The sequence below is a fragment of the Almyronema sp. genome, from assembly GCF_052168255.1.
GTDB classification, from domain to species: Bacteria; Cyanobacteriota; Cyanobacteriia; order Phormidesmidales; family Phormidesmidaceae; genus Sphaerothrix; species Sphaerothrix epifaneia.
Map to the genome: position 1 here is coordinate 115,153 of NZ_JBQLZL010000036.1, position 21,210 is coordinate 136,362.

Consider the following 21,210-nt stretch of genomic DNA (forward strand, 5'->3'; position numbering starts at 1 on the left):
TAGCCCACCCTATCCTCTCAATTTAGGTATTGGCGTTGATTCTGCGATCGCTACCAACCGCTACCAACTCTGCTGCTAAAGTATTCGTCAGGCTAAATAGCGTTTAACGCAGAGGGGGTGGCAGATGGATCTGGTTCAGATACTGGGCGTTTTTTTAGCTAGTGCTTTGGGGGCGGGTACCTTTCTCAAGTTTTCTGCTGAAAAAGTAATTGAAGCCGGGTTGCAAAAAGCTTTGCACAAAGAAAGATTACTTACTGAAGCCGATTTAGAGTTTAGAAAACGCCAAATAGAAGAATTTTATGGGCCGATTTATGCTTCATTAAAACTCAACTCAAAAATTTATCCTCTCTGGCTTCAAGGAAAACTTGAAGAAGTTAACCAAGATATTATTACCTTGTTTAAAAGTCATAACGACGAGATTATTGAAATTCTCAAAACTAAGGCGCATTTGATGGATGGTGGTGAGTTTCCTCCAGAGTTTATTGAGTTTATGACTTCAGCTACCATCTGGGGAATGTACTGCACCCGTGCGGATCAGCCCTACTTGCCTGAGCCTGTTGCCAGCTTAGATCAGGTGAAATGGCCGCAAGCGTTTGAGAATCATATTTTTGTCAAAACCGAAGCGTTGAAGAAAACCCTGGACGACTTGCTGGTGAAGTACAGAGCCAAGTAGCTTCTGACAATAACTATCTATTACTCAAAAGTGTCTCTATCTAAATAGGCACTTAAGCGTTTCTAGGGAATGAGATCGAGAATTGTCGAAATCTTCCTTTCAGCCAGTATCAGCAGCAAAGCAAATGAGTAGATTGGAGAAATCAACCTATCGCTAGACCCCCATAAATCTAGCAACGGAGTTCACATGAAAGAGAAAGTTGAATCTAATCCGGATACCGCTTCTACTCAAGATGCCAAAGCCGTCGCTGAATCAATGCTGGCTGATAAAGACAATGCCCTTGAAGTAGACTTCGACTCAGACTACGAAATGGCTCAGCAAATGACCAGAAGCGATATCGATACGCAGTCTGAAGAAACAGACACCGCCGCTACAAATTCCACTTCAACTAACGCTTAATCGCCAAATTGTTTCCCTTCAGCCTCGTTCTCAGGGACGGGGCTACCTTTTGCGTCTGCCCGCAATCCTCACTTCATGGCTGACTTTTATGTCCTCAACCCTCAACAGCGAATCACCTCCCTTTCCCGGCGTTCCTGAGCCACCGCCTGAGTCGCCCAATCTGCCTCCTCAAGAACCTCCCACGTTGCCTTCTCCACCTGAGCAACCAGCGTTCCCGCCAGAAGAACCTCCCAGCAACCCCCCAGAGGAACCTCCTACGATTCCGTCTCCACCAGAGGAACCTGCCATTCCGCCTACTCCGGCAGAACCTCCCCTGTCACCCACCCCTCAAGAGTCTCCCTTTCCCTCCCCAGCTATGGAACGAACGCCGCTAGTTGCTAAACTAGCGGCGGCCAGCTAGTTGGCGCACAAACAACGTTAGGTGGCAGGGTTGCGCTGTGCTTAGTCCCTGGGGCCTGGTAAGACGATATTAAGCAGCAAGGCGGAAAGCCCACCTGTAGAAATACCCGATGAAAAGATGCTTTTGACCAACGGTGGCATGGCATCTAGCAAATCTGGAGAAAAGGTAACACCTAAGCCCAAAGCCAAAGACGTTGCCAGAATAATTGCCGATCGCTTGGTAAAGTTGACCGTTGACAAAATTTTGATGCCTGCTGCTGCCACGGTGCCAAACATGATCAAAGTGGCTCCACCCAATACGGGTTGAGGAATGGCTTGTAAGACTGAACCAATTACGGGAAACAAGCCAAGCAGCACAAAAATGCCGGCAATAAAATAACCCACATAACGGCTACCAATGCCTGTCAACTGGATGACCCCATTGTTTTGGCTGAAAGTGGTGTTAGGGAAGGTATTAAAGCAGGCAGCTAAAAAGGAGTTGACTCCGTCGCCTAAGACACCCCCCTTAATGCGCCGAAAATAGACTTCACCTCGAATGGGTTCTCCGGTGATTGAAGATGTCGCCGTTAAGTCACCAATCGACTCAATGGTCGTGATCAGATATAAAAAGGCAAAGGGAATAAAGCCCGCAATCTCAAAGCCAAAGCCAAAGCGAAAAGGGATGGGCAAGGCAAAGATAGGGCCACCGCCTAACAGGTTGCTCAAGTCAACTAGCCCCATAAAGATAGAGACGAGGTAGCCGATGATTAACCCAATGGCAATGGAAGCCATGCGTAAAAAAGAGTTGCGGCTACTGTTGAGCAAAATAATGGTTACCAAAACCAGGGCTGCCAAAATCAAATTTTGAGGACTGCCATAGGTTCCGGCTTCTCTGGCTAATGGCCCCCCACCTACGGCGGTAATACCGACGTTAATCAGCGTTAGCCCAATCAGCGTGACGACTGTGCCCGTTACAAGCGGCGTAATCACACGGCTAGCCAGGTGCAGGAAGCGGCTAAAGATCATTTCAATAAATGAACCCACCAGGCACATGCCAAAAATAAGACCCAGCGCTTGGGTGGGTTCGGCTCCTGCTGCGACCGCGCCCCCCCCAACCGCCAGAATTGGCCCAATAAAAGCAAAGCTGGTTCCTTGAATGCTGAGCAAGCCAGAGCCAATTGGCCCAACTCGCTTGGCTTGAATAAAAGTGGCAATACCCGAAACAAACAGCGACATACTGACTAAATAAGCTGCTGTTTCAGGCGGCAAGCCCAGCGCTCCCCCAATAATGAGCGATGGCGTAATAATGCCAATGAAGCTGGCTAAAACATGTTGTAAAGCTGCAAAAATAGCTTCGCGTACAGGAGGTCTATCTTCTAAACCGTAAATTAAATCAGATGGAACAACAGCTTCTGCGGCTACGGGTTGTTCAGCCTGGGCTGTTTCTAAATGAAGTTTTTCGCCACTGGACATAGCTTATTTAGCCCTCTTGCTGCACCAAAAGTTTGAAGTTTTCGCCCGGTTTTGAGGACACAATCTTTTGCTTCTAAGTGACTGCAAAACATTTTTTGGTTAACGCAATCACCCTGAAATATTCTGTTTTTCAGCAAGCGCTAATCGCTACAGCAGTTTAATAGGCTGAAAGACATTACGGCATTTTGGCGCAAAGTGTCAGCAGGTAAAAACTGCGCTAGAGAGCGTGTGTAAACCCATGAATTCGCCTGTAGGGCAAGCTTCTAAAAGCGCTTGAAGATTAAAGATTGCGATCATTTTGAGGTAGCTTATCAGCTTTTGGTGTCGTTTGAATCTTCTATTAAGAACATCTTAAGTATTACGCAAAGTATTTTTCAAACTGTTCTCTTTGTTACGCTTGCTCTGTATAGATGCTGGTAATTTCTAATACCTAATCTGTGGTGTGAGGTTTTGAGATGTTTGCTAAAGAAGCCTTAGGGGAGGGTGTTTATCCTCCTGTCGCTTTGCGCTGGCTACTGGTTTGGGGTTTGGGTTTATGGCTCAGTAGTTTTTCTCAAGTGGCGATCGCCTCTGAAACGATTGATGCTGAGTCGATAACCGATGAAACCACTGCGATCGCCAATGATACGGCAGCAGAATTAAGTCAAGAAATCGAGACAATATCCTCAATTTCTGACCTTAACTTGCCAGCCGAAGCTGATAGTAATGCGGCGATCGATTTGCTCGGTTTTGGACTGGAAGGTGACTTAGCGCAAGTTACCAGCGTTTCTGAACTTTCTGATGTATCGCCGGGAGACTGGGCTTACGAAGCTTTGCGCCGCCTGGTTGAAGAATATCTCTGTCTAGAAGGGTATCCAGATTCCACCTTTCGCGGCGAACGGGCATTGACACGCTACGAATTTGCGGCAGGGCTAAATGCCTGTTTAGACAATATTGTGCAAGTCATTTCAACCGGAGAAGATGCCGATTTGCTGGGCACGGTGCAGCGATTGCAAGAGCAGTTTGCTGCCGAACTGACCAATCTGCGGGCTGAAGTTGATGGCTTAGAGACGCGGACAGCTTTTCTCGAAGCCAGTCAATTTTCGACAACGACTAAGCTTAGAGGAATTGTTTTTGCCCATTTGAATACAGCATTTGCGGATGGAGACATCAAGGCAGAGGGCATCAACGTCTTTGTGCCAGCGCGTGATCCGGCCACGGGCGATCCGGTTGTGCGAACAATTGCAGATGATCCAGCCACGACCTTTAGCTACCTGGCCTGGATCAACTTTGATACTTCCTTTAGCGGCGCTGATTTGCTAACGCTACAGATGGCGGTTGGTAGTGGCAACGCCTCAGCTAACGCTTTTGCTTCTGCTGGCCTGTTTAATACCTTTGGTGTGCCCTTTCCGCTGCAAAGAGGCGGAATTGACAACAACGTCCCGGTTTTGCGAGAGCTGTCGTATGCTTTTCCGGTGGGCGATCGCTTGCAGTTAGTGATTGGCCCCCGAATTAACTGGTACCGCTACTTTGACAACAACCGCTTTACCTTTTTAGTCACAGGCGCTAACAGCTTTAACTCTAGCGGTGGTACTCAAGTGAATGCTGTCGATCGCGGCGCAGGAGCGGTAGCCCTGTTTGACATTACTGATTGGCTAGATTTACGCCTAGCCTACATGAATGAAAGTACTGAGTTTTTGCCCACTCAGCCTCCCGCTGGCGACCCCAACCGGGGGCTATTTGGCGGCACCAATACGCTGACAGCGCAGCTAGGGGTAACGCCCTTTGACGATTTGAACCTGCGTTTTCTCTACACCCGCACCAGTTTTCAGCCCAATGCGGCTGGGTTAGTGGGCGGAGCCTTGAGCGAACCTCTATATGGCTTTGCGGATGATGGTCAGGGGGGAGCGCTCAACGCTGCGGCTGCCGATACGTTTTTGTTCAATTTCGACTGGCTGGTCACTGATTGGCTGGGACTATTTGGCCGTTATAGCTATGGCAGTACAGATCTCTATCCGGCAGCCGCCGGGATTGGCCGTGGCGAGATTAATGCCCAGTCGATTCAGCTAGGGGTTGCTTTTCCTAATTTGTTGAAGCAAGGAGCCTTGGCGACTATTTCCTATCTCAGACCCTTTTCAGTTTTGGATGGCCGCGATTTTCTCGTTTCTGGGGGCGGTAACGGCGGCATTCAAGAAGAGCTTGAAGTGACCTATCGCTATCCGCTAAATGATTACATGGCGATTGTGCCGTCCTTTTACTGGATAGGCAATGCCAACAACTTTAGCGACAACCCCGACATTTATGTGCTGAACCTGCAAACGCAGTTTTTCTTCTAACTGCTGAGATTGGGGACTGGGTTTTTGACAGGGTACCGTCAGAAACCCGGTTTCTTGGGTTGCGAGAACTGTCGCACCGAGGTTGAGACGTTTAACTTGCTGCCAGCCGCTGCCAGAAAAGTTGCCCTTCTGTCTTGGCGCTTTGCCTTTAGCGATCGCTGCTAGCCGCTTGCCGAAAAACGTTTATAGCTGCCTTTAGCGATAAAAAATAGATCCGTACAAATGCGGCCAATGGGTATCCCGCTGACAGTTGGCACCCCTACTCAAGGCTTAGAATGACCCACAAAGCGCTGAACAAGCTGAGTAAAAAGCGATGGAAAATCTGAAAGCTATTGTCATCGGGGCTGGAATGGGAGGTTTAACCGCCGCGATCGCCCTGCGTCAGGCTGGCTATACAGTGGAAATTTACGATCGCGTGCGAGAGTTGCGCCCAGCCGGGGCGGGTATTTCGCTGTGGTCAAATGGGGTAAAGGTGCTCAATCGCCTTGGGCTGGGTGACAAAATTGCTGAAATTGGCGGCCAGATGGATCGGATGGCCTATATTGCCAAAACGGGCGAAACCTTAACTGACTTTAGCCTTACTTCTATTGTTGAGCAGGTAGGGCAGCGTCCTTACCCGGTGTCGCGTACCGATTTGCAACAAATGCTGCTAGACGCGTATGGCGCTGAGCAGGTGCAGCTTAATTCTAAATGCGTGGCCGTTGAGCAAGACGCCGATAGCGCCACCGCCATTTTTGAAGATGGCCGTCGGGCAACGGGTGATGTCTTAGTCGGCGCAGACGGCACCCACTCTATTATTCGTACCTATGTGCTGGGCGAAAAGGTTGAACGTCGCTATGTGGGTTATGTCAACTGGAACGGGCTGGTGCCTGCCAGCGAAGACCTCGCCCCTAAAAATAGCTGGGTGATCTATGTTGGGGATGGTCAGCGGGCTTCAATGATGCCTGTCGGCGGCGATCGCTTTTATTTCTTTTTAGATGTGCCTTTGCCCAAAGACACCCCCCATGAGGCTAAAAACTACCGTGAGGAACTCGCGGGCTACTTTAAGGATTGGGCTGAGCCTGTGCAGCGGCTGATTCAGCGGCTAGATCCCGAAAAAACCAACCGGGTTGAAATCCACGATATTGAACCCCTGCAAACCTTAGCCAAAGGCCGGATTGTGCTGCTGGGGGATGCCGGACACAGCACCGCCCCTGATTTAGGTCAGGGTGGCTGTCAGGCCATGGAAGATGCCTGGGTTTTGAGCAACTTGCTATTGACGACTAATATCAGCGTTGCCGATGCGCTTAAGCGCTATGAATTGGCTCGTAAAGACCGCGTAGCTGAAATTATTCTCAAAGCGCGAGAACGCGCCGCTATGATTCACGGCAAAGCACCGGATAAAACCCAGCAGTGGTACGCCTCCCTAGCCCAAGAAGATGGCACCACGATCAAGGGCGCGATCGCTAAGACGATTCTCAAAGGGCCACTACGTTAATGGTTTATGCGGTTACAGCCCTCAATCAGATGAGCCAGTCTGAGTTTGTAGCGGTTCTGGGGTCTGTTTTTGAAGATACGCCTGCGATCGCGGCTCAAGTCTGGCACCAGCGACCGTTTACGGGGATAGCCGATCTACACCAAAAAATGGTGACGATTGTGGAGTCTTTGTCAGCCGCTGAGCAGCTAGCGCTGATTCGTGCCCACCCTGACCTGGGTAGCAAAGCTCAGATGGCCGCAGCTTCAGTTCAAGAGCAAGCCGGAGTGGGGCTAAATCGCCTCTCAGCGGCAGAATTTGAGCGCTTTCATCAGCTCAATCAGGCGTATAAAACTAAGTTTGGCTTTCCGTTTATCGTAGCGGTCAAAAACCAGACCAAAGCGAGCATTTTGCAGGCGTTTGAGCAGCGCTTAGACCACAGTGCTGACCAAGAAAGACAGCAGGCGATCGCCGAGATTACTCAAATTGCTGCCTTTCGCTTAGCCACCTTGGTGCAATAGCGCTGCTGGTTAAAATAGAAGCAATTGGCGATCGCATAGCCCAAAAAACCATGACAAACAAAAGCACCCGCCGGAATTTTCTCCTGACTGGCGCTGTGGTGGCAGGTGGCATTGTCGGCTGTCGAGTTTTAGGGCAAAGTGACAGCCCAGATCTCCAAACTACTCAATCCCAGCCCCTGCCTGAAACCGAGCCTATTCCCACCCGTCCGCTAGGCAACAGTTCAGCCACACTCCCCATTTTCGGCTTAGGTGGAGCCGGACGAACGCCGCTGTCTCAAATGGGTAAAGAAACAGAGGCGCGCGCTTTAATTGAAGGCGCTTTGCAACTGGGGATTCGCTATTTTGACACAGCCGCAAGCTATGGCCCTAGCGAAGAAAACTTAGGGCAGGTGTTGCCGCCTTTTCGCGATCAGTTGTTTATTGCCAGTAAGACAGCGGCTCGCGATCGCGATGGTGCATGGCGCGAATTAGAACGTTCGCTAACGCGCTTAAATACCGACTATCTAGACTTGTGGCAACTGCACCACGTCTCTTTTACAGAAGAAATTGCCGAAATTTTTAGCGATCAAGGAGCCATTCAAGCGATTGAAGAAGCCAAAGCCCAGGGGGTGATTCGGCTAGCGGGCATTACCGGACATCACGATGCGGCTGTGATTGTTGAAGGGCTGCAACGCTATCCGTTTGATACGACGCTCATTCCTGTCAATGCGGCTGAGGTGCATCATCCTGACTCTTTTATCGCTACGGTGCTGCCCGTTACCCAAGCGCAAAACGTTGGCACGATCGCGATGAAAGTACCAGCCTATGGGCGCTTGCTACAACCGGGCTTGCTCGATAGCTTTGAACAGGCTTTGGGATACAGCCTCTCGGTACCGGGGGTTCACGCTTGTACGGTAGCTGCCGAAAATGTGGAACAGCTAGAGCAAAACGTGAGGGCTGCTCGCCAGTTTCAGCCGCTAGATGAAAACACAATGGCCGCGATCGCTCAACGCACCGCCAGCCAGTGGCCAGATCTCACCTTTTACCACGCTTGGACTTAATGTTGATCTGACCTCAAGCGGCGATCGCCTAAAAGCGAGAACCGGGCTGCTGCAAAAAGGCGAGTTCTGCGGCAGTGCTATCGCGCCCTAAAATGGCATTGCGATGGGGAAAGCGGCCAAAGCGGGCAATCACCTCGCGGTGGCGATAGGCATAATCTAGGGTTGATTGTAGATCAGGGGCTTGCTGCACTAAGGCTTCAAATAGCGCCACAGATTGGTTTTGATGCTCTAGGTTTTCGCTGTGTTCAAAGGGCAAATAGAGAAACAGTCGCTCAACGGGTAGCAAAGGGCGATCGCTTCCTTGAGCGATCGCCGACTGAGCGGTAGAAAGCGCCAGGGCATCGGTCGCAAAACTCTGAGGCGTACCGCGAAACATATGGCGAGGAAACTGATCGAACAATATCACCAGCGCCAGCGTTCCTTGAGGTGTTTGCCTCCAGTTTTGATAGGTGCCTTGACGAGCCTGTTCGTAGCTAGCTAGAAACTGCTGCCGCACCTGCTGATCAAAGGCAGCCTGTTTTTGAAACCAGATGCGCCGCTGCTGACCGTAGTCGCTGTCCGGATCAGCAGGGTTGCCAAACCAAAAATTCAAGATGTCAACGGCAGGAGTGGCGTTCATGTCTAAAGGCGGAAATTTACCGTTAGCCCTTCTCTAGCTTATGCAGGTTTGCGAGCAATAAAGGCACGGTGATGGGGCGGTAGCTGAAAGATGCCGTAGCTATCTGCTAGGGTGACGACAAAGCCAGCTGCTGCTAACCAGTCTTTAATGGCGCTGCTGGGGTAAAGACGCTGGTAGTGAATTTCTTCATCCCGCCGATACGCTTCCCCGACTTGCCGAAAGGTAATGATCCGTCGCTTCAGCAGCGTTTGGGCTTGGTTTTGTATTTTTTCGAATAGCACTAGCCAATCTTCCCCTTCTCTAAATCCCTGCACAGGCTGAGTCTCTGCTGGCGGATTGGCTTCTAGCAAATCAAAAATTAGAAAACCCTCGGCACACAGCGCTGCATACACCCGCCGAAAAAAGTCCTGTAGCGTTTGAGCGTCGTTGTCAGGGTCGAAGCAGTAGTTAAGGCACTCGCCAATGGCGATCGCGGCTCGACAGGGTCGCAACTCAACTTTAAACAGCGAATCAACTTTAAAGGTCGCTTGGGGGACTCGCTGGCGGGCGATCGCAATCATCGCCGCAGAGATATCTACTCCCATTACCTTGTACCCCGCAGCCACCAAAGCCTGGGTTGACAGGCCACTGCCACAGCCTAGATCCAGCACCCAATCTCCCGGCACTTGAACAGATTTGAGGATTGTTAAAATCTCTGGAATTGACTGCAGCACATAGCGATCGAACCCGACATCGTGAATATAGGCAAGATCTTCGCGATAAGCATCAGCTAAGCCAGAATTCATAGCCGCTAGTCTCTAGCTTCCAAACCACTTTTCTATTAAAAACGATGGGCTGGTCAAGTAGCTAACTAGGCCAACCTGGGTGAAAACGTCCCTTTAAATACAGCTTGACTCGGTCGCTTTCTTTAACTTGTTTTTATGCTGACGAGTCTGCTCAGTTTAAAGCGCAAGAGGTCGTAGTCAGAGAAGGCTCCTTTGCGCTGGGGCTGAAGCGTAAAAAGGGGGATTATGGGCGACAAAGTGCTTTTTTGGGGCGTTTTACTTTTTCTGTTTGCCACCCTAGGGGTAGGGGTTTGGGCCGCTAAACAGATTAAAGGCGACAGTGTCAACTACCTAGTTGCAGGGCGCGGTTTAGTGTTGCCCTTGGCGGCAGCAACGCTGATGGCACAATCGGTAGATTCAAATGCAACGCTAGGCAATACCGATTTGGCGGCTGAATTTGGCTTTTGGGCAGGTGCATCGCTGCCCGTTGGTCTAGCGCTGTGTTTGTTTTTAACGGCGCTGTTTTTTGCCAAGCCTTTAAACCGGATGGGGCTAATTACTTTACCCGACTTTTACCGGGTGAAATATGGACGCATCACTGAATTTGTCGCCTCTATTGTGATGGTGCTGAGCTTTTCGTTTTTGCTGGCAGGCAACCTGGTCGCAGGCGGCTATTTGTTTCAAGCCTTTTTAGGCACCAGCTACTTAGCAGGGGTGATGCTAATTGCCACGGTGGTTTTTATCTACACGGCTAGCGGTGGCTTATTTGCTGTGGCCTATACCGATGCTATTCAAGTGTTGATTGCCCTGGTTGGCTCACTCTTATTGTTTGCCTTTCTAGGTACTACCTTTGGGCTAGACATGCCTCCCGGTATGGGGCCGTTGGCGTTTGAGCAGCTTACCAACCCCGCTTCCGGTGCTTTGATCAACTGGGCAACGTTGCTGGCTTTGGGTTTGGGCGATATCGTCGCTATTGATTTTATGGCGCGTGTCTTTGCTGCAGATAGCCCTGAAACGGCTCAGAGAGCTTGCTTTATTGGTTCTTTCGGCACGTTGCTAATTGGTGTACCTTTTTCGATCATGGCGCTTTCAGCCCCGCGTATTTTGGAGCAAGCAGGCATCACGCCCGATGGGCCGTTGCTGTATGCGCTATTGCAGGGGGTGGTGCCGCCTGTTTTAGGCTTACTGGTTATTGCCGCCATTCTTTCTGCTTCGCTTTCAACGGCAGATGGTGCCATTTTGGGGACATCTTCAGTCATGGCTCACAATGTTTTGGGCATTCGTCATGACGACCATCATGCTGAGGGAGATAAGCTGCTATTGCTGACGCGAGTTATGGCAGTCGTGGTTACGCTGCTCGGCGTTTTCTTTGCCTTGCGGGTACCGCAAACAGGGGTTTTGCTGCTGCTGGCTTTTGATATGGGGTTTGCGGGCTTATTAGTTCCTTTAGCGGGGGGATTATTTTGGCCCAAAGCAACGCGTGAAGGGGCTTTGGCCTGCATTGTTTTAGGTTCAATCACCCGTCTGACTCTGTTTGCGCTGATGCCCACCACATTTGGCATTGAAAATACGCTGTTTTATCTTCCCAATTCGCTGTTTACCGCAGAGTTTGATGGCATTCCTACCTTGCTCAGTCCGCTGATTGGGCTGGTTGCGTTTGTCGTTATTTCCCACCTAACGTACAAAGGGGCAACAGCTACAGCAGATGTGCCTGAACGCCAGCTTCAGCAACTTAGCTAGGCGTCTGTATAATAGTTAATTCAGCCACTATGTCTGAGTCAATTTTGTTAGGGATGCTGCTTTGGTGCAACGCTTGGCAGCATCTCTGGGCTATCATCGCGGTGGCTACCAGCGTTGAGAGCCTTCAATGGCTGCCAGCCGCTGACAGAACAGCTTTCTTTCTGCCCTCAGCCTTCTGTCTTTGGCTGTATTAGCTGGGTCTTTCTAGACAAACTTTTTCGCCAATTTTGGCGTATTCAACCGGGCCACCCATGCGGGTGATAGGCTGCATCTTCACAGTATCGACTAAGCCCAAGTCATCTCGATACAGATCTGGTCGAATATGAAATCGCAGCACCTCTCCGAGAACCATGACGTTTGTTGCCCCTTCTACGGGTACCAACTGAGTAACTTTGCACTCCATGGCCACGGTTGCGGCGGCTACTCTGGGGGGGCGCACATCTACTGAGGCAACCGCTTTTAGCTGGGTTTGCTCAAACTCATTAACGCCGTAGGGCCATTCAGTCGCCGTTTTCACCATTGCTGCGGCTAAGGACTCATCGGCAACGTGGCAAACAAATTCAGGGATAGCTTTAACGTTGCGCAGCGTGTCTTTTTCCTGCGGCGATCGCCGTCGATAGGCAACCGAAAACATAATGGTGGGCGGAAATCCAGCAACGGCATTAAAAAAAGAATAGGGCGCTAGATTGGGAATTCCCTCAGCGCTGAGGGTGGAAACCCAGGCAATGGGGCGGGGAGCCACCACGCTGGTGAGTAAGTGGTAAGGCGCTGGCTCCTCCATTTCGGCAGGAACAAACGAAAGCATGGCAGGCTGTGCCGAAGTCATGGGCAAATCACCAGAAGCGAGATTGGCAAAATTAAGCCGCAAAGGCAGGACGGACACTGTACCCTAAAGGGCTGCGCCATCTAAAGACAGTGCCCGCCTGCTTAATTTCAGCATTGAGTGCTGAGGTCTGCGCTCTGTTATAAGGCTGATTCTGGTAGCTCTGGCGGCTCAGCATCAAACCATTTACGGTAAATTTCAGCGTAGGTACCGTTTTCAATCAGGGTGCCAAGAGCTTCGTTGACAGCCTCTACATTTTCAGAGTCGCTGGGCAGGGCGATGCCATAAAACTCTTCTGTAAGCAGTTCGCCGACCACTTCTAGTCCTTGGAGGTTGCCAGAGGCGATCGCATCTAAGGTTACAGGTGCATCGTTGATGACGGCGTCAACATTGCCGTTTGCCAGTTCTTGTAGCGCTAGCGGTGCGGAGTCGAAAGTTGTAATCGTAGCGCCCGGAATTTCGGCGGCTTTTTCAGCCCCGGTGGTGCCAATTTGCACCGCAATTCTTTTGTTTTCTAAATCTTCTAGCGAGGCGACCGCTTCGGGGGCGTCTTCACGGACGGCGATCGCCAGCCCTGCAACAAAGTAAGGTCGCGAGAAATCAACCGTTTCTTCGCGTTCCTGGGTGATGGTAATTGCGCTAATGGCAGCATCTACCGTGCCTGCCTGCAAAGCGGGGATAATGCCGTCAAAGGGCAAACTTTCAAACTCCACCGTCAGTCCGGCTTCTTCGCCAATGGCTGTCATCAGGTCAATGTCAAAGCCTTCTAGATCCCCTGAGGCGGACTGAGATTCAAAGGGCGGAAAAGCGGGTTCTGTGGCTACGCGCAGGGTGCCGCCAGCACTGTCACTGGTAGCGTCCCCCGCCTCACTGGTAGTTGGTTCACTCCCGCCACCACAGGCTGCTAAGACCAGAGATGCACTCAGCCCTAGCGCAAATCCTTTGACAAAGCGAGATCGGCTGATATTCAACATGGATTTTGTCTAAGTCTCCTCACCGTTAAGTTTTGGTTAAGTAAGCATTCTAAACGCGATCGCCCTTAATGTCCTATCGCGTTCTTGCGATCGGATGCAGCCAGCTAGCATACAGAAGCCATGATTTAAGCCAATTTCCAGACGATAAGTATCACAGTCGTTAACGCAAATACGGTATGAGGGTAATCAGGGTGCTATGCTAGCTGCCAGCTTATTGCGAGTGCCTATTTTTTCGAGGATGCTGACGCTATGCCCAATGATATGCCAGCCATTTTGTTCCGCAATTTAGAAAAATATTATGGATCGCTACACGTACTGAGGGGTATTAGCGGGCAAATTCACAAGGGCGAAGTGGTGGCGATTATTGGGTCTTCGGGCTGTGGCAAAAGTACGCTGTTGCGCTGCTTTAATCGGCTAGAGCAAATCAACGGTGGCCAGCTAGTTGTCAACGGTATTGATCTATCTAAGTCTGACCTCAGCCGCAAATACCTGCTAGAGCTACGAGCCAAGGTGGGCATGGTATTTCAGCAGTTCAATTTGTTTCCTCACATGAGCGTGATTGACAATCTTTCGTTAGCGCCGCGCAAGGTGTTAGGCAAGTCTAAGAGGGAAAGTCGAGAAACTGCTGAATTTTACTTAGACAAAGTGGGTCTGTCAGAAAAAGCCAGAGTCTTTCCTGACCAGCTCTCAGGCGGGCAAAAACAGCGGGTGGCGATCGCCCGTTCGCTCTGTATGCAACCTGAAATTATGCTGTTTGACGAGCCAACGAGCGCCCTCGATCCAGAACTGGTGGGCGAAGTTTTGCTGGTGATGAAGCAACTGGCCGAAGAAGGCATGACAATGGTTGTCGTTACCCACGAAATGCACTTTGCCAAAGGCGTTGCTAACCGGGTCTTTTTTCTCAACAAAGGCCAGGTTGAAGAAGAAGGCAATGCTCGCGAAGTGTTGAGCAATCCTAAAAGCGATCGCCTGCAAGCCTTTCTCAGCCGCATGAGTATGGCCGAAGTGGGTTAGGCTGGCTTAGCTAGGGGTTGATTCGGGTTCTAGCGGTGGCTGGCTGGCTGCTTTTTGACCCGCCCCGTTGTTGTCTGGGCTGGGTGGAGTGGCTTCACCCGGTGGTGGCGGCGGTGGCGGATTGGCAATGGGTTGGGGCATGGGCACTTCTTCCACCGCAGGCAATCGCTCAATGGTGAGTTCTTGGCTAATACCGCCAGAGAGCCGTTTTAGCAGCTTTGGCTTGGGATCATGGAGTAAATAAATAATGCGATCGCCTGCTTGCCAGTCATCATTGGCTGCTACGAGCTGTAGCTTTTCATCTCGAATAATCAGCAAAGGCACCAGTTCGCCACTGCGCACCAGTGCTTTTAAGTGTGCCTGCTGAAACAAAAAGCCGTCCTGCCGCAAGCAGGTTTCGCCCAGCTTCACCGCCCCATCTTTAAGATAAGTATTCCAGGCTTTAATCGGCAGCTCTGTCACCAGCGCATGTTTTACCTTCGCGGTGGCACCATTGTCTTCTTGCGCTTTGTTCGTGCTGGGAAATACCGCCATCACCCGTGGTGGTTGAAACTCCTCCATCGCCCGCAGCGCTACAACCGCATTGACCTCCCCGTTATTGGTCATTGCCACAAATGTTCCGGCAGAGTCTAAGCCAGCTTCCTCCAGCACATCTGCATCTAAGGCGCTGCTGCTAAAAACGGTAAAGCTGGCCTGCCGCGCCTGTTCACAGGCATCGGCATCAGTATCGATTAAAACAACCGATTCGCCATAGTCGCGAAATAGCCGAGCCACTAGCAAACTCAGTGGATTGCAGCCAACAATGACCGCTCCCTGCGCCTGGGTTGAGGTAATGCGCAGGAGCCGCGCAAACCAACCTGCCGTAATCCCCTGTACCAGTACCGTCATCAAAATTGTCAAGAAAACCAGCGCTTTAATGGCATCTCCCCCGTTGATGCCCCGCTCCGTTAAAAGAATGGCAAACAACGAAGCCACAGAGGCCGAAACAATACCGCGCGGTGCGACCCAGCTCAAAAAAATCTTTTGGCGCAAATTCAGGTCACTATTCCAGGTACACAGCACAATGTTGACCGGGCGCACGACCACCATCAGCGTCACCACTGTAAAAACCGCTCCTTGGCCGAGGGCAAAAACGCTGGCAATAGAAAGATCGGCGGCTAGCAAAACAAACAAAACCGATACCGCTAGAATCGTTAGCTGCCCCTTAAATCGCCGCAGGAGGCGTTCGTCGGGTACCGAGAGGGCGCGAACGACAATTCCAGCAACCACGGTAGCCATCAAGCCAGATTCATCGCGAATAGATTGGGCTAAGCCAAACAATCCCCACAGACCCGCCAAAACCACCAGGTTACGCAGTTCTTCCGTTAAAAAATTGGCTCGTTTTAGGAAAATACCCAGTAGCGAACCGCCTAAAGCGCCAATCAGTGCGCCAATTCCTAGTCTCGCCAGCAGACCGCTCACCACGGCCAGCGGGTCGGCATCGCCGTTAAGAATAATATCTAAAACGACAACGGCCAAAATAGCGCCGACTGGATCAATGAGAACCCCTTCACCTTCTAGGAGGGTGGCTACTTTGCGATCGACCTGTACCTGCCTGAGCAAAGGGTTGATGACCGTTGGCCCGGTGACAACCACCAAAGAGGCATAGAGAAACGCAATTGGCCAAGGGAACTCACTCAACCAGTGAGCCGCCATCCCACCGCCAATGAGCGTAATGAAAATACCGAAAGTAACCAGATTTCGCAAGCTGCCGGAAACCCGCCCCAAATCTTTCAGTTCGAGGCTAAGGCCACCTTCAAACAGCACCAAAGCCACACTAAGGGCAACAATCACCTCTAAGCCGACGCCTAGCAGTTCAGGGTGGATGACGCCAAAGCCGTCACGCCCTAACAAGATGCCAAAGGCCAGCAGAAAAATAATGCTCGGCACTTTAAGCCGCTCTGCAATCACCTGAGCACTAATGCCCGCTAGAACGGTTAATACAATCTGGAGCGTAATCTCAAAAGGAGTATCCATAGACGTCTCAGCAGGTGACAGCTACGGTTTCTACTCGGAACCCGCTCGGCAAAGCTCGATTCGCGCACCCAAACCTCGAAGCCAGTTGTTTAAGGGTCGGATCACTCTTGCAAGATGACAAAATGCTTCACTCCCCAGGGTAACGCGTCTAGTTCAGATGACAACGGTGTACCCTGAGCAAGCCACTCTACAGGACAGTCTTGCTAGTATACCACCGCAAATTGACCTCCTTGGCTAGCCGATGGCTGAAACAGCGATGGTGGCTAGATAAGGCCGCAATTGTAGCTAGAGTTAAAAATAGAAGGCTTGGGGGCAGAGGGCAGAAGGAAAACTTGTCTGTCAACGGCTCAATGCTTGGGGCTACTGCTACACATGCCAGGTTTTGTGTGTTGGCCAATGGTTGATCGGTGGTTGATCGGTGGTTGGCTATTGTCGCTACCTGGATTTTCTAGATTCACTAGCGGGCTGCTCAAGGGTAAGCGATTTTGCTAGTTTTCTTTGAGAAGCAAATAGTAGAGTTGTCCTGAGGTGTTGATGAGTCCGGCGCGATCGCCCGCTGCTGCACCACTACCCATAAACAAATCAACCCGCCCTGGCCCTCGAATAGCGCCGCCAGTGTCTTGATCGAGTACATAGCGACTGACCGTTTCTGCGACCCAGGTGCCATCGGGCTGCGATACCGGCAGGGCTACGTTGATTAAGGCTAAAGCTCCAGGTGGCATGAGTGTTTTGTCTGTGGCAATCGAGCGGCCAGCCGTTACCGGAACTGAAAGGGTGCCAATAGGAGGCGAACCATAGGTTTCTCGAAAAAAGACAAAGCGCTGATTGCGCGGTAGGTACACATCTAAATCAGCCGGAAACTGACGAAAATAGTCGATTAAAACGGGTAGTGTCAGGTCTGCTTCAGCGATTTTGCCAGCGTCGATCAAGCTGCGGCCTATGCTGGTGTAGTTGTATTCTGTTCGTCCGGCATAGCCAACGCTCATTTGGGTGCCGTCCGTTAGCTCTAGCCGCGCTGAACCTTGCACCTGAATTAAAAAAGCCTGTAGGCGATCGCGTAGCCACACCAGTTCTAAGCCTCTCAGTCGCCCTTGGTTGCTTTGTAACGCGTCGTTGCCTTCTAGCTCAGTCCGGGTAGGATGCGGCAGCGGCCAGCTTTCTAAATCCGGTGGCCGTCGATAAAGCGGATAGCGATATTCATCAGTGCGGACGCGGCTAGCCGGGTAGGACGGTTCAAAGTAACCTGTAAAGTCCACCGTTCCAGCGCCATCGTGCCCCACAGCTTGATACAGCGTAAATTCGCGTTCGACAGCCGCTTTCAATGCCGCAGGGGTAGGGCTAGTGCGAACTAACTGACGGAAACGTCTAAGACTGCGCTGAACGCGATCGCGGCTGATAGGAGCCACCGGATATTGGGCATATGCTGCCGCCGCCTGAGGCGTAGCCAAATAGTGCAGGCTATGATCAATCGCTGCTAAAAGCGATCGCCAATCTGCCGCCGTCTGTTCGCTGCCCCAAAGCTCAGCATCGTACCCTAGCGGCGCAACTGCTATAGCTTGAGCGGCTGCAAAAGTGATGGGGCGGAGCGGCAGAGTCGCTAGGCTAGGACTTACTGACAAGCCAATCACTAGCCCAGCGCTAATTAAAAACCAAGCAAGGGATTTTAGATACTGCAATGCCTGAATCTCTAGACTTTGTCCTAATATCGCTCGACGCTAGAGCTAAAGACAGGTTCCACGCGAATGCCGATAATCTTAGAGGGTCGAACCACCATATACTCCCCCGGATTGATTTTGGGCACAGGCACACTGATAAAGTCATCGGAGTGCGCTTTGGGCATTAGCTCGCCACTGTACCACTTCTGAAATTCTTGAACGGTTGAAAAGCGCACTTCCTCCCGGTGTCCGCCTTCCATAAGCATATGAATAATGTATTCGCTAGGTGTTCTTGGCATATTCAGTTGCTGGGTTGAATTTCACAGTCCTCATTATGGGCTGGCATGACTCAAAAATTTCACCTAATCGTCTAGTTAGCCGTTTAAATTCTGCCGCTGCTGGAACTGATCGGCTGGACTAAGCCACGTCCTCTGGTAAAACAACGGTAGAAAATCTTTAGATTTCGGAGCATGCTGTCAGAGCTAGATAAGGTTTCTGATGGAAAGCTATGCGCCAAAAAGCTATGTTGCGTCAATCGGTTCGGTTCATTACGCCTCTATTTCTCGCCGTTGTTCTGCTCCTGTCTGCTTGTAGTGCTCCTAAAACGGAGTCTCGCTGGGAACAGGCTCAGTCTACTCAGCCAGCCGAAACTGTTTCGACGGATGCCGTTTTATCCGGTAGTCAGTTCAACTCGTTTTTTCCGCCTGAGGAAAACGGCTACGAACGTGTCTATACCCAAGAAAAATCTGGATTTGCTGAGGCCAAGCTGAAGCAAAACGGAACTGAGTTGGCTATGCTGGCTGTTTCAGACACGGCTAACAATCCGTCAGCAGTGGCTAAGTATGAAAGCAGCGATCGCACAATTGCCGGATATCCGGCTGTGCTCTTAGGTGATACGGCAACCAGTATTTTGGTTGGCGATCGCATTCAGGTGAAAGTCCTCTCTAGAGACAGTTCATTTACGGCTGACGATCGAGAAGTCTGGCTACAAAAGTTTGACTTGGCCGGATTAGAGCAATTAGTTAAATAATTCAGGTAAGGAAAATCCCATGAGCAAGCCTATCTATGAACTGGTTGATGAACTACCAGAACGTAATCTGACCGTTTATGCCCTGCGATCGCTCGATTTTGCTTTACCTGGAGAATGGGACAACGTTATCGGCTTCGAAAACACCATTCGTAAGGTTACGGGTGAAACGAACGAAGCCCTCATCCAGCAAATTGGCGAACGGGCTATCCAGCTTTTTAACGATAAGTCCCAGGGTTATCAGCGGGCGCTGTGGCTTTATCAAACGATTGACAAAACTGGGGGAGCTTTAGGCACCGCTGCCTTAGCAAACAAAGTCGGCGAAAATGTTTCTTTTTTAGGGTTTCTCAACAAGTTGACACCCAAGGCCGAAAAAGCTCAAACGATTGACCTCAGCCTTAAACTGGTAACCGAAGTGGTAGCCTTTTGCCAGATTAATGGCATTCCAGGCGATAGTCTTGGGGATTTTGTGAGAGCTTTAGGCGACTATGGCGGCGAAGCGCTGATGCGGATGGCTGCTTTGGTTTCGTTTGATGGTCTAGTTCCCCTTGGCCCTAACTTTATTCAGCAAGCAGGGCTGGTGCTGAATCGACTTGGCCCTAAGGATTTAGAAGAAAACGGTGCTTTTAAGCGAATTCAAGACCTGATTCCTGGTAGCAATACGGCGCAGCAGCTTGGCTTTATTGAAGCTAGCTTTAACTCAACTAAAGACTGGATGGGGAGCTTTGTCAGTCGCAAAGGACTCACCCCAGAGAAAATTACCCGTAATTTTCAAAAAGTTGTAGATATCGCCGATGACAAACTAGACTACTTTGGCGCTTTTTTAGACATGAGCACCAACTATTACGAACACACGGGAATCCAAACCCTAGCCCGTCGTTTGGTTGAGCGAGCCGTAGCCGAGATTTAGCTCGACCTCCAAGCCGCCTAACCCCCAAAATGACTGCTGAAGCGTTGCCTATCCACGGTATAAAGCCGCTGCCACTTTGAGCCAGCGGCGATCGCCAAAGGCAGCGAGCAGATTTAACGGAACGTGAGTTCGGGATCAAAAGCAGCGATCGCGCTCAAGTTTTTGTACTGCTGCAGCACCGTCTAGACAGCAACAAACGCTCAAGCTAGCTTTTGTCTTCTTAACCAAAGCACAAAGTTTTCATAAACTCCTAGCGACTTGTCCTTAATCTTTACGCCGTAGCCTAAATTTTGGCTTGGATTTTACGTAAAAAAACTTAAGCGCTGCGGAGTGTTTGTATGCTGAATCGTCGTGTTTTCCTGGGTGCAGCGGCTGTAGCTGCCACGTTAGGGCTTTTAACTGCTAACACATCTGCCCAAAATAGAACAGAAGTTTTAATCGATGGTTCCAGCACTGTCGGCCCCATCAGTGAGGCTATGGCAGAAGAGTTTATCGCTGAGAACCCCAACATCAGTGTGGTTGTTGGCATTTCTGGAACAGGTGGCGGTTTCAAGAAGTTTTGCGCAGGTGAGACTGTAATTTCCAACGCTTCTCGCCCCATCAAAGACTCAGAAAAAGAACTGTGCGCCGCTAACGGCATCGAGTATGTCGAGATCCCTATTGCCTACGACGCGCTGACGGTAGTTGTACCCAATAGCAATACCTGGGCTTCGTCTTTAACCGTAGACGAACTGAAGCGCATGTGGGAAGCTTCGGCTGAAGGTACGATCACCAACTGGAACCAAATTCGTCCCAACTTCCCCAACCAGCCCCTAGTTCTTTTTGGGCCAGGTACCGATTCTGGTACGTTTGATTACTTTGGTGAAGTCATCCTCGATGGCGACAGCCGCGCTGACTACACTGCTAGCGAAGATGACAACGTCATTGTTCTAGGAGTTGCTGGCACGCCTGGTGGCCTAGGCTACTTTGGTTTGGCTTATTACGAAGAAAACAGAGACCAACTCCAAGCGGTCGCCGTTGACAATGGCAGTGGCCCAGTATCTCCTAGCCCAGAGACGGTTAATGATGGTACCTATCAGCCGTTGTCTCGGCCTATCTTTATGTACGTCCGCAAAGACGCCCTAGAGATGCCTGAAGTCAGCCAGTTTGTTGATTTCTATCTCAGTGAGAGCAATCGTGGCCTGATCTCAGAAGTCGGCTATGTACCGCTGCCTGAAGAAGCCTATATGCTAGGTCAGCAGCTTGTAGATGCTGGCATTACCGGTTCTGTCTTCAGCAACGCTCCGGCTGAGAGCAGCGTGTTGGCTCTGCTCAACTCGGCTGTTAACGGCAACTAAAAGACCAAAACTACCCAACCTGTAGCCAGTCGAGTCCTAGGACGGCCCCATAGGTTGTCCTAGGGCTTTAGGCTAACTA

General features: G+C 50.7%; 20 protein-coding genes. 12 read left to right on the forward strand and 8 right to left on the reverse strand.

All coding sequences use genetic code 11. The annotated features are described in order from the left end of the window. Positions 1-124: 124 nt before the first annotated feature. From ACTS3T_RS07825 to ACTS3T_RS07835, 3 genes are all read left to right on the forward strand, one after another. Positions 125-673 (forward strand): hypothetical protein, encoded by a 549-nt coding sequence (locus ACTS3T_RS07825; protein ID WP_377967564.1) that lies wholly within the window; start codon positions 125-127, stop codon positions 671-673. 186 nt (positions 674-859) lie between these two features. Continuing rightward, on the forward strand, positions 860-1,072 hold the full coding sequence (locus ACTS3T_RS07830) for a hypothetical protein (RefSeq protein ID WP_377967566.1): 213 nt from the start codon (positions 860-862) through the stop codon (positions 1,070-1,072). Positions 1,073-1,160: 88 nt separating this feature from the next. Then, complete coding sequence (locus ACTS3T_RS07835) at positions 1,161-1,472, forward strand: hypothetical protein (RefSeq protein WP_377967568.1); 312 nt, start codon at positions 1,161-1,163, stop codon at positions 1,470-1,472. A 41-nt stretch (positions 1,473-1,513) separates the two neighbouring features. Here ACTS3T_RS07835 and ACTS3T_RS07840 read toward each other — a convergent pair whose 3' ends face one another. Continuing rightward, positions 1,514-2,923: a uracil-xanthine permease family protein gene (locus tag ACTS3T_RS07840; protein WP_377967570.1), complete on the reverse strand. Its 1,410-nt coding sequence runs from the start codon at positions 2,921-2,923 to the stop codon at positions 1,514-1,516. A 455-nt stretch (positions 2,924-3,378) separates the two neighbouring features. Between ACTS3T_RS07840 and ACTS3T_RS07845 the strand changes: the two genes are divergently transcribed. The 4 genes from ACTS3T_RS07845 to ACTS3T_RS07860 all read left to right on the forward strand — a co-directional run bounded on the left by ACTS3T_RS07845 (position 3,379) and on the right by ACTS3T_RS07860 (position 8,252). After that, the gene (locus tag ACTS3T_RS07845; RefSeq protein WP_377967572.1) at positions 3,379-5,238 is read left to right on the forward strand and encodes an iron uptake porin; all 1,860 of its coding nucleotides are present in this window, start codon (positions 3,379-3,381) and stop codon (positions 5,236-5,238) included. A gap of 313 nt (positions 5,239-5,551) precedes the next feature. Beyond that, a complete protein-coding gene (gene hpxO, locus ACTS3T_RS07850; protein ID WP_377967574.1) occupies positions 5,552-6,715 on the forward strand; it encodes an FAD-dependent urate hydroxylase HpxO in 1,164 nt (387 codons plus the stop codon). Next, entirely contained in the window at positions 6,715-7,212 is a 498-nt protein-coding gene (uraD, locus tag ACTS3T_RS07855; protein WP_377967576.1) for a 2-oxo-4-hydroxy-4-carboxy-5-ureidoimidazoline decarboxylase, read from the forward strand. Before hpxO ends, uraD begins: the two co-directional genes overlap by 1 nt. A 50-nt stretch (positions 7,213-7,262) precedes the next feature. Beyond that, positions 7,263-8,252 (forward strand): aldo/keto reductase, encoded by a 990-nt coding sequence (locus ACTS3T_RS07860; protein ID WP_377967578.1) that lies wholly within the window; start codon positions 7,263-7,265, stop codon positions 8,250-8,252. Positions 8,253-8,280: 28 nt separating this feature from the next. Here ACTS3T_RS07860 and ACTS3T_RS07865 read toward each other — a convergent pair whose 3' ends face one another. Next, positions 8,281-8,871 carry a DUF924 family protein gene (locus ACTS3T_RS07865; protein ID WP_377967580.1) on the reverse strand — a complete coding sequence of 197 codons (591 nt, stop codon included), beginning with the start codon at positions 8,869-8,871 and terminating at the stop codon, positions 8,281-8,283. A 38-nt stretch (positions 8,872-8,909) separates the two neighbouring features. Then, positions 8,910-9,656 carry a methyltransferase domain-containing protein gene (locus ACTS3T_RS07870; protein ID WP_462934901.1) on the reverse strand — a complete coding sequence of 249 codons (747 nt, stop codon included), beginning with the start codon at positions 9,654-9,656 and terminating at the stop codon, positions 8,910-8,912. 225 nt (positions 9,657-9,881) lie between these two features. Between ACTS3T_RS07870 and ACTS3T_RS07875 the strand changes: the two genes are divergently transcribed. Further along, positions 9,882-11,375, forward strand: a complete 1,494-nt coding sequence (locus ACTS3T_RS07875) for a high affinity choline transporter 1 (RefSeq protein WP_377967584.1) — start codon at positions 9,882-9,884, stop codon at positions 11,373-11,375. A gap of 190 nt (positions 11,376-11,565) precedes the next feature. On the opposite strand, the gene ACTS3T_RS07880 is transcribed toward ACTS3T_RS07875, so the two are convergent. Both ACTS3T_RS07880 and ACTS3T_RS07885 read right to left on the reverse strand, forming a co-directional pair. Then, positions 11,566-12,201 (reverse strand): flavin reductase family protein, encoded by a 636-nt coding sequence (locus tag ACTS3T_RS07880; protein WP_377967586.1) that lies wholly within the window; start codon positions 12,199-12,201, stop codon positions 11,566-11,568. A gap of 137 nt (positions 12,202-12,338) precedes the next feature. Then, the gene (locus tag ACTS3T_RS07885; RefSeq protein WP_377967588.1) at positions 12,339-13,172 is read right to left on the reverse strand and encodes a basic amino acid ABC transporter substrate-binding protein; all 834 of its coding nucleotides are present in this window, start codon (positions 13,170-13,172) and stop codon (positions 12,339-12,341) included. Positions 13,173-13,421: 249 nt separating this feature from the next. Here ACTS3T_RS07885 and ACTS3T_RS07890 point away from each other — a divergent pair, with 249 nt between their 5' ends. After that, positions 13,422-14,186 (forward strand): amino acid ABC transporter ATP-binding protein, encoded by a 765-nt coding sequence (locus ACTS3T_RS07890; RefSeq protein WP_377967590.1) that lies wholly within the window; start codon positions 13,422-13,424, stop codon positions 14,184-14,186. Between the two features lie 6 nt (positions 14,187-14,192). Here ACTS3T_RS07890 and ACTS3T_RS07895 read toward each other — a convergent pair whose 3' ends face one another. The 3 genes from ACTS3T_RS07895 to ACTS3T_RS07905 all read right to left on the reverse strand — a co-directional run bounded on the left by ACTS3T_RS07895 (position 14,193) and on the right by ACTS3T_RS07905 (position 18,156). After that, entirely contained in the window at positions 14,193-16,202 is a 2,010-nt protein-coding gene (locus tag ACTS3T_RS07895; protein WP_377967592.1) for a cation:proton antiporter, read from the reverse strand. Positions 16,203-16,690: 488 nt separating this feature from the next. Then, positions 16,691-17,878: a murein transglycosylase A gene (gene mltA / locus ACTS3T_RS07900; RefSeq protein ID WP_377967594.1), complete on the reverse strand. Its 1,188-nt coding sequence runs from the start codon at positions 17,876-17,878 to the stop codon at positions 16,691-16,693. 23 nt (positions 17,879-17,901) lie between these two features. After that, on the reverse strand, positions 17,902-18,156 hold the full coding sequence (locus ACTS3T_RS07905; RefSeq protein ID WP_377967596.1) for a hypothetical protein: 255 nt from the start codon (positions 18,154-18,156) through the stop codon (positions 17,902-17,904). Positions 18,157-18,365: 209 nt separating this feature from the next. On the opposite strand from ACTS3T_RS07905, the gene ACTS3T_RS07910 reads away from it, so the two are divergent. The 3 genes from ACTS3T_RS07910 (at position 18,366) to ACTS3T_RS07920 (ending at position 21,131) form a co-directional block, all read left to right on the forward strand. Then, a complete protein-coding gene (locus ACTS3T_RS07910) occupies positions 18,366-18,887 on the forward strand; it encodes a hypothetical protein (protein WP_377967598.1) in 522 nt (173 codons plus the stop codon). A gap of 19 nt (positions 18,888-18,906) precedes the next feature. After that, on the forward strand, positions 18,907-19,794 hold the full coding sequence (locus ACTS3T_RS07915) for a hypothetical protein (RefSeq protein WP_377967600.1): 888 nt from the start codon (positions 18,907-18,909) through the stop codon (positions 19,792-19,794). Positions 19,795-20,132: 338 nt separating this feature from the next. Next, on the forward strand, positions 20,133-21,131 hold the full coding sequence (locus tag ACTS3T_RS07920; RefSeq protein ID WP_377967602.1) for a PstS family phosphate ABC transporter substrate-binding protein: 999 nt from the start codon (positions 20,133-20,135) through the stop codon (positions 21,129-21,131). The last annotated feature ends 79 nt before the right edge of the window (positions 21,132-21,210 follow it).

Coding starts and splice junctions, on each gene's coding strand:
- ACTS3T_RS07825 (WP_377967564.1), top strand. CDS start 125: ATGGATCTGGTTCAGATACTGGGCGTTTTTTTAGCTAGTGCTTTGGGG.
- ACTS3T_RS07830 (WP_377967566.1), top strand. CDS start 860: ATGAAAGAGAAAGTTGAATCTAATCCGGATACCGCTTCTACTCAAGAT.
- ACTS3T_RS07835 (WP_377967568.1), top strand. CDS start 1,161: ATGTCCTCAACCCTCAACAGCGAATCACCTCCCTTTCCCGGCGTTCCT.
- ACTS3T_RS07840 (WP_377967570.1), bottom strand. CDS start 2,923: ATGTCCAGTGGCGAAAAACTTCATTTAGAAACAGCCCAGGCTGAACAA.
- ACTS3T_RS07845 (WP_377967572.1), top strand. CDS start 3,379: ATGTTTGCTAAAGAAGCCTTAGGGGAGGGTGTTTATCCTCCTGTCGCT.
- hpxO (WP_377967574.1), top strand. CDS start 5,552: ATGGAAAATCTGAAAGCTATTGTCATCGGGGCTGGAATGGGAGGTTTA.
- uraD (WP_377967576.1), top strand. CDS start 6,715: ATGGTTTATGCGGTTACAGCCCTCAATCAGATGAGCCAGTCTGAGTTT.
- ACTS3T_RS07860 (WP_377967578.1), top strand. CDS start 7,263: ATGACAAACAAAAGCACCCGCCGGAATTTTCTCCTGACTGGCGCTGTG.
- ACTS3T_RS07865 (WP_377967580.1), bottom strand. CDS start 8,871: ATGAACGCCACTCCTGCCGTTGACATCTTGAATTTTTGGTTTGGCAAC.
- ACTS3T_RS07870 (WP_462934901.1), bottom strand. CDS start 9,656: ATGAATTCTGGCTTAGCTGATGCTTATCGCGAAGATCTTGCCTATATT.
- ACTS3T_RS07875 (WP_377967584.1), top strand. CDS start 9,882: ATGGGCGACAAAGTGCTTTTTTGGGGCGTTTTACTTTTTCTGTTTGCC.
- ACTS3T_RS07880 (WP_377967586.1), bottom strand. CDS start 12,201: ATGACTTCGGCACAGCCTGCCATGCTTTCGTTTGTTCCTGCCGAAATG.
- ACTS3T_RS07885 (WP_377967588.1), bottom strand. CDS start 13,172: ATGTTGAATATCAGCCGATCTCGCTTTGTCAAAGGATTTGCGCTAGGG.
- ACTS3T_RS07890 (WP_377967590.1), top strand. CDS start 13,422: ATGCCCAATGATATGCCAGCCATTTTGTTCCGCAATTTAGAAAAATAT.
- ACTS3T_RS07895 (WP_377967592.1), bottom strand. CDS start 16,202: ATGGATACTCCTTTTGAGATTACGCTCCAGATTGTATTAACCGTTCTA.
- ACTS3T_RS07905 (WP_377967596.1), bottom strand. CDS start 18,156: ATGCCAAGAACACCTAGCGAATACATTATTCATATGCTTATGGAAGGC.
- ACTS3T_RS07910 (WP_377967598.1), top strand. CDS start 18,366: ATGCGCCAAAAAGCTATGTTGCGTCAATCGGTTCGGTTCATTACGCCT.
- ACTS3T_RS07915 (WP_377967600.1), top strand. CDS start 18,907: ATGAGCAAGCCTATCTATGAACTGGTTGATGAACTACCAGAACGTAAT.
- ACTS3T_RS07920 (WP_377967602.1), top strand. CDS start 20,133: ATGCTGAATCGTCGTGTTTTCCTGGGTGCAGCGGCTGTAGCTGCCACG.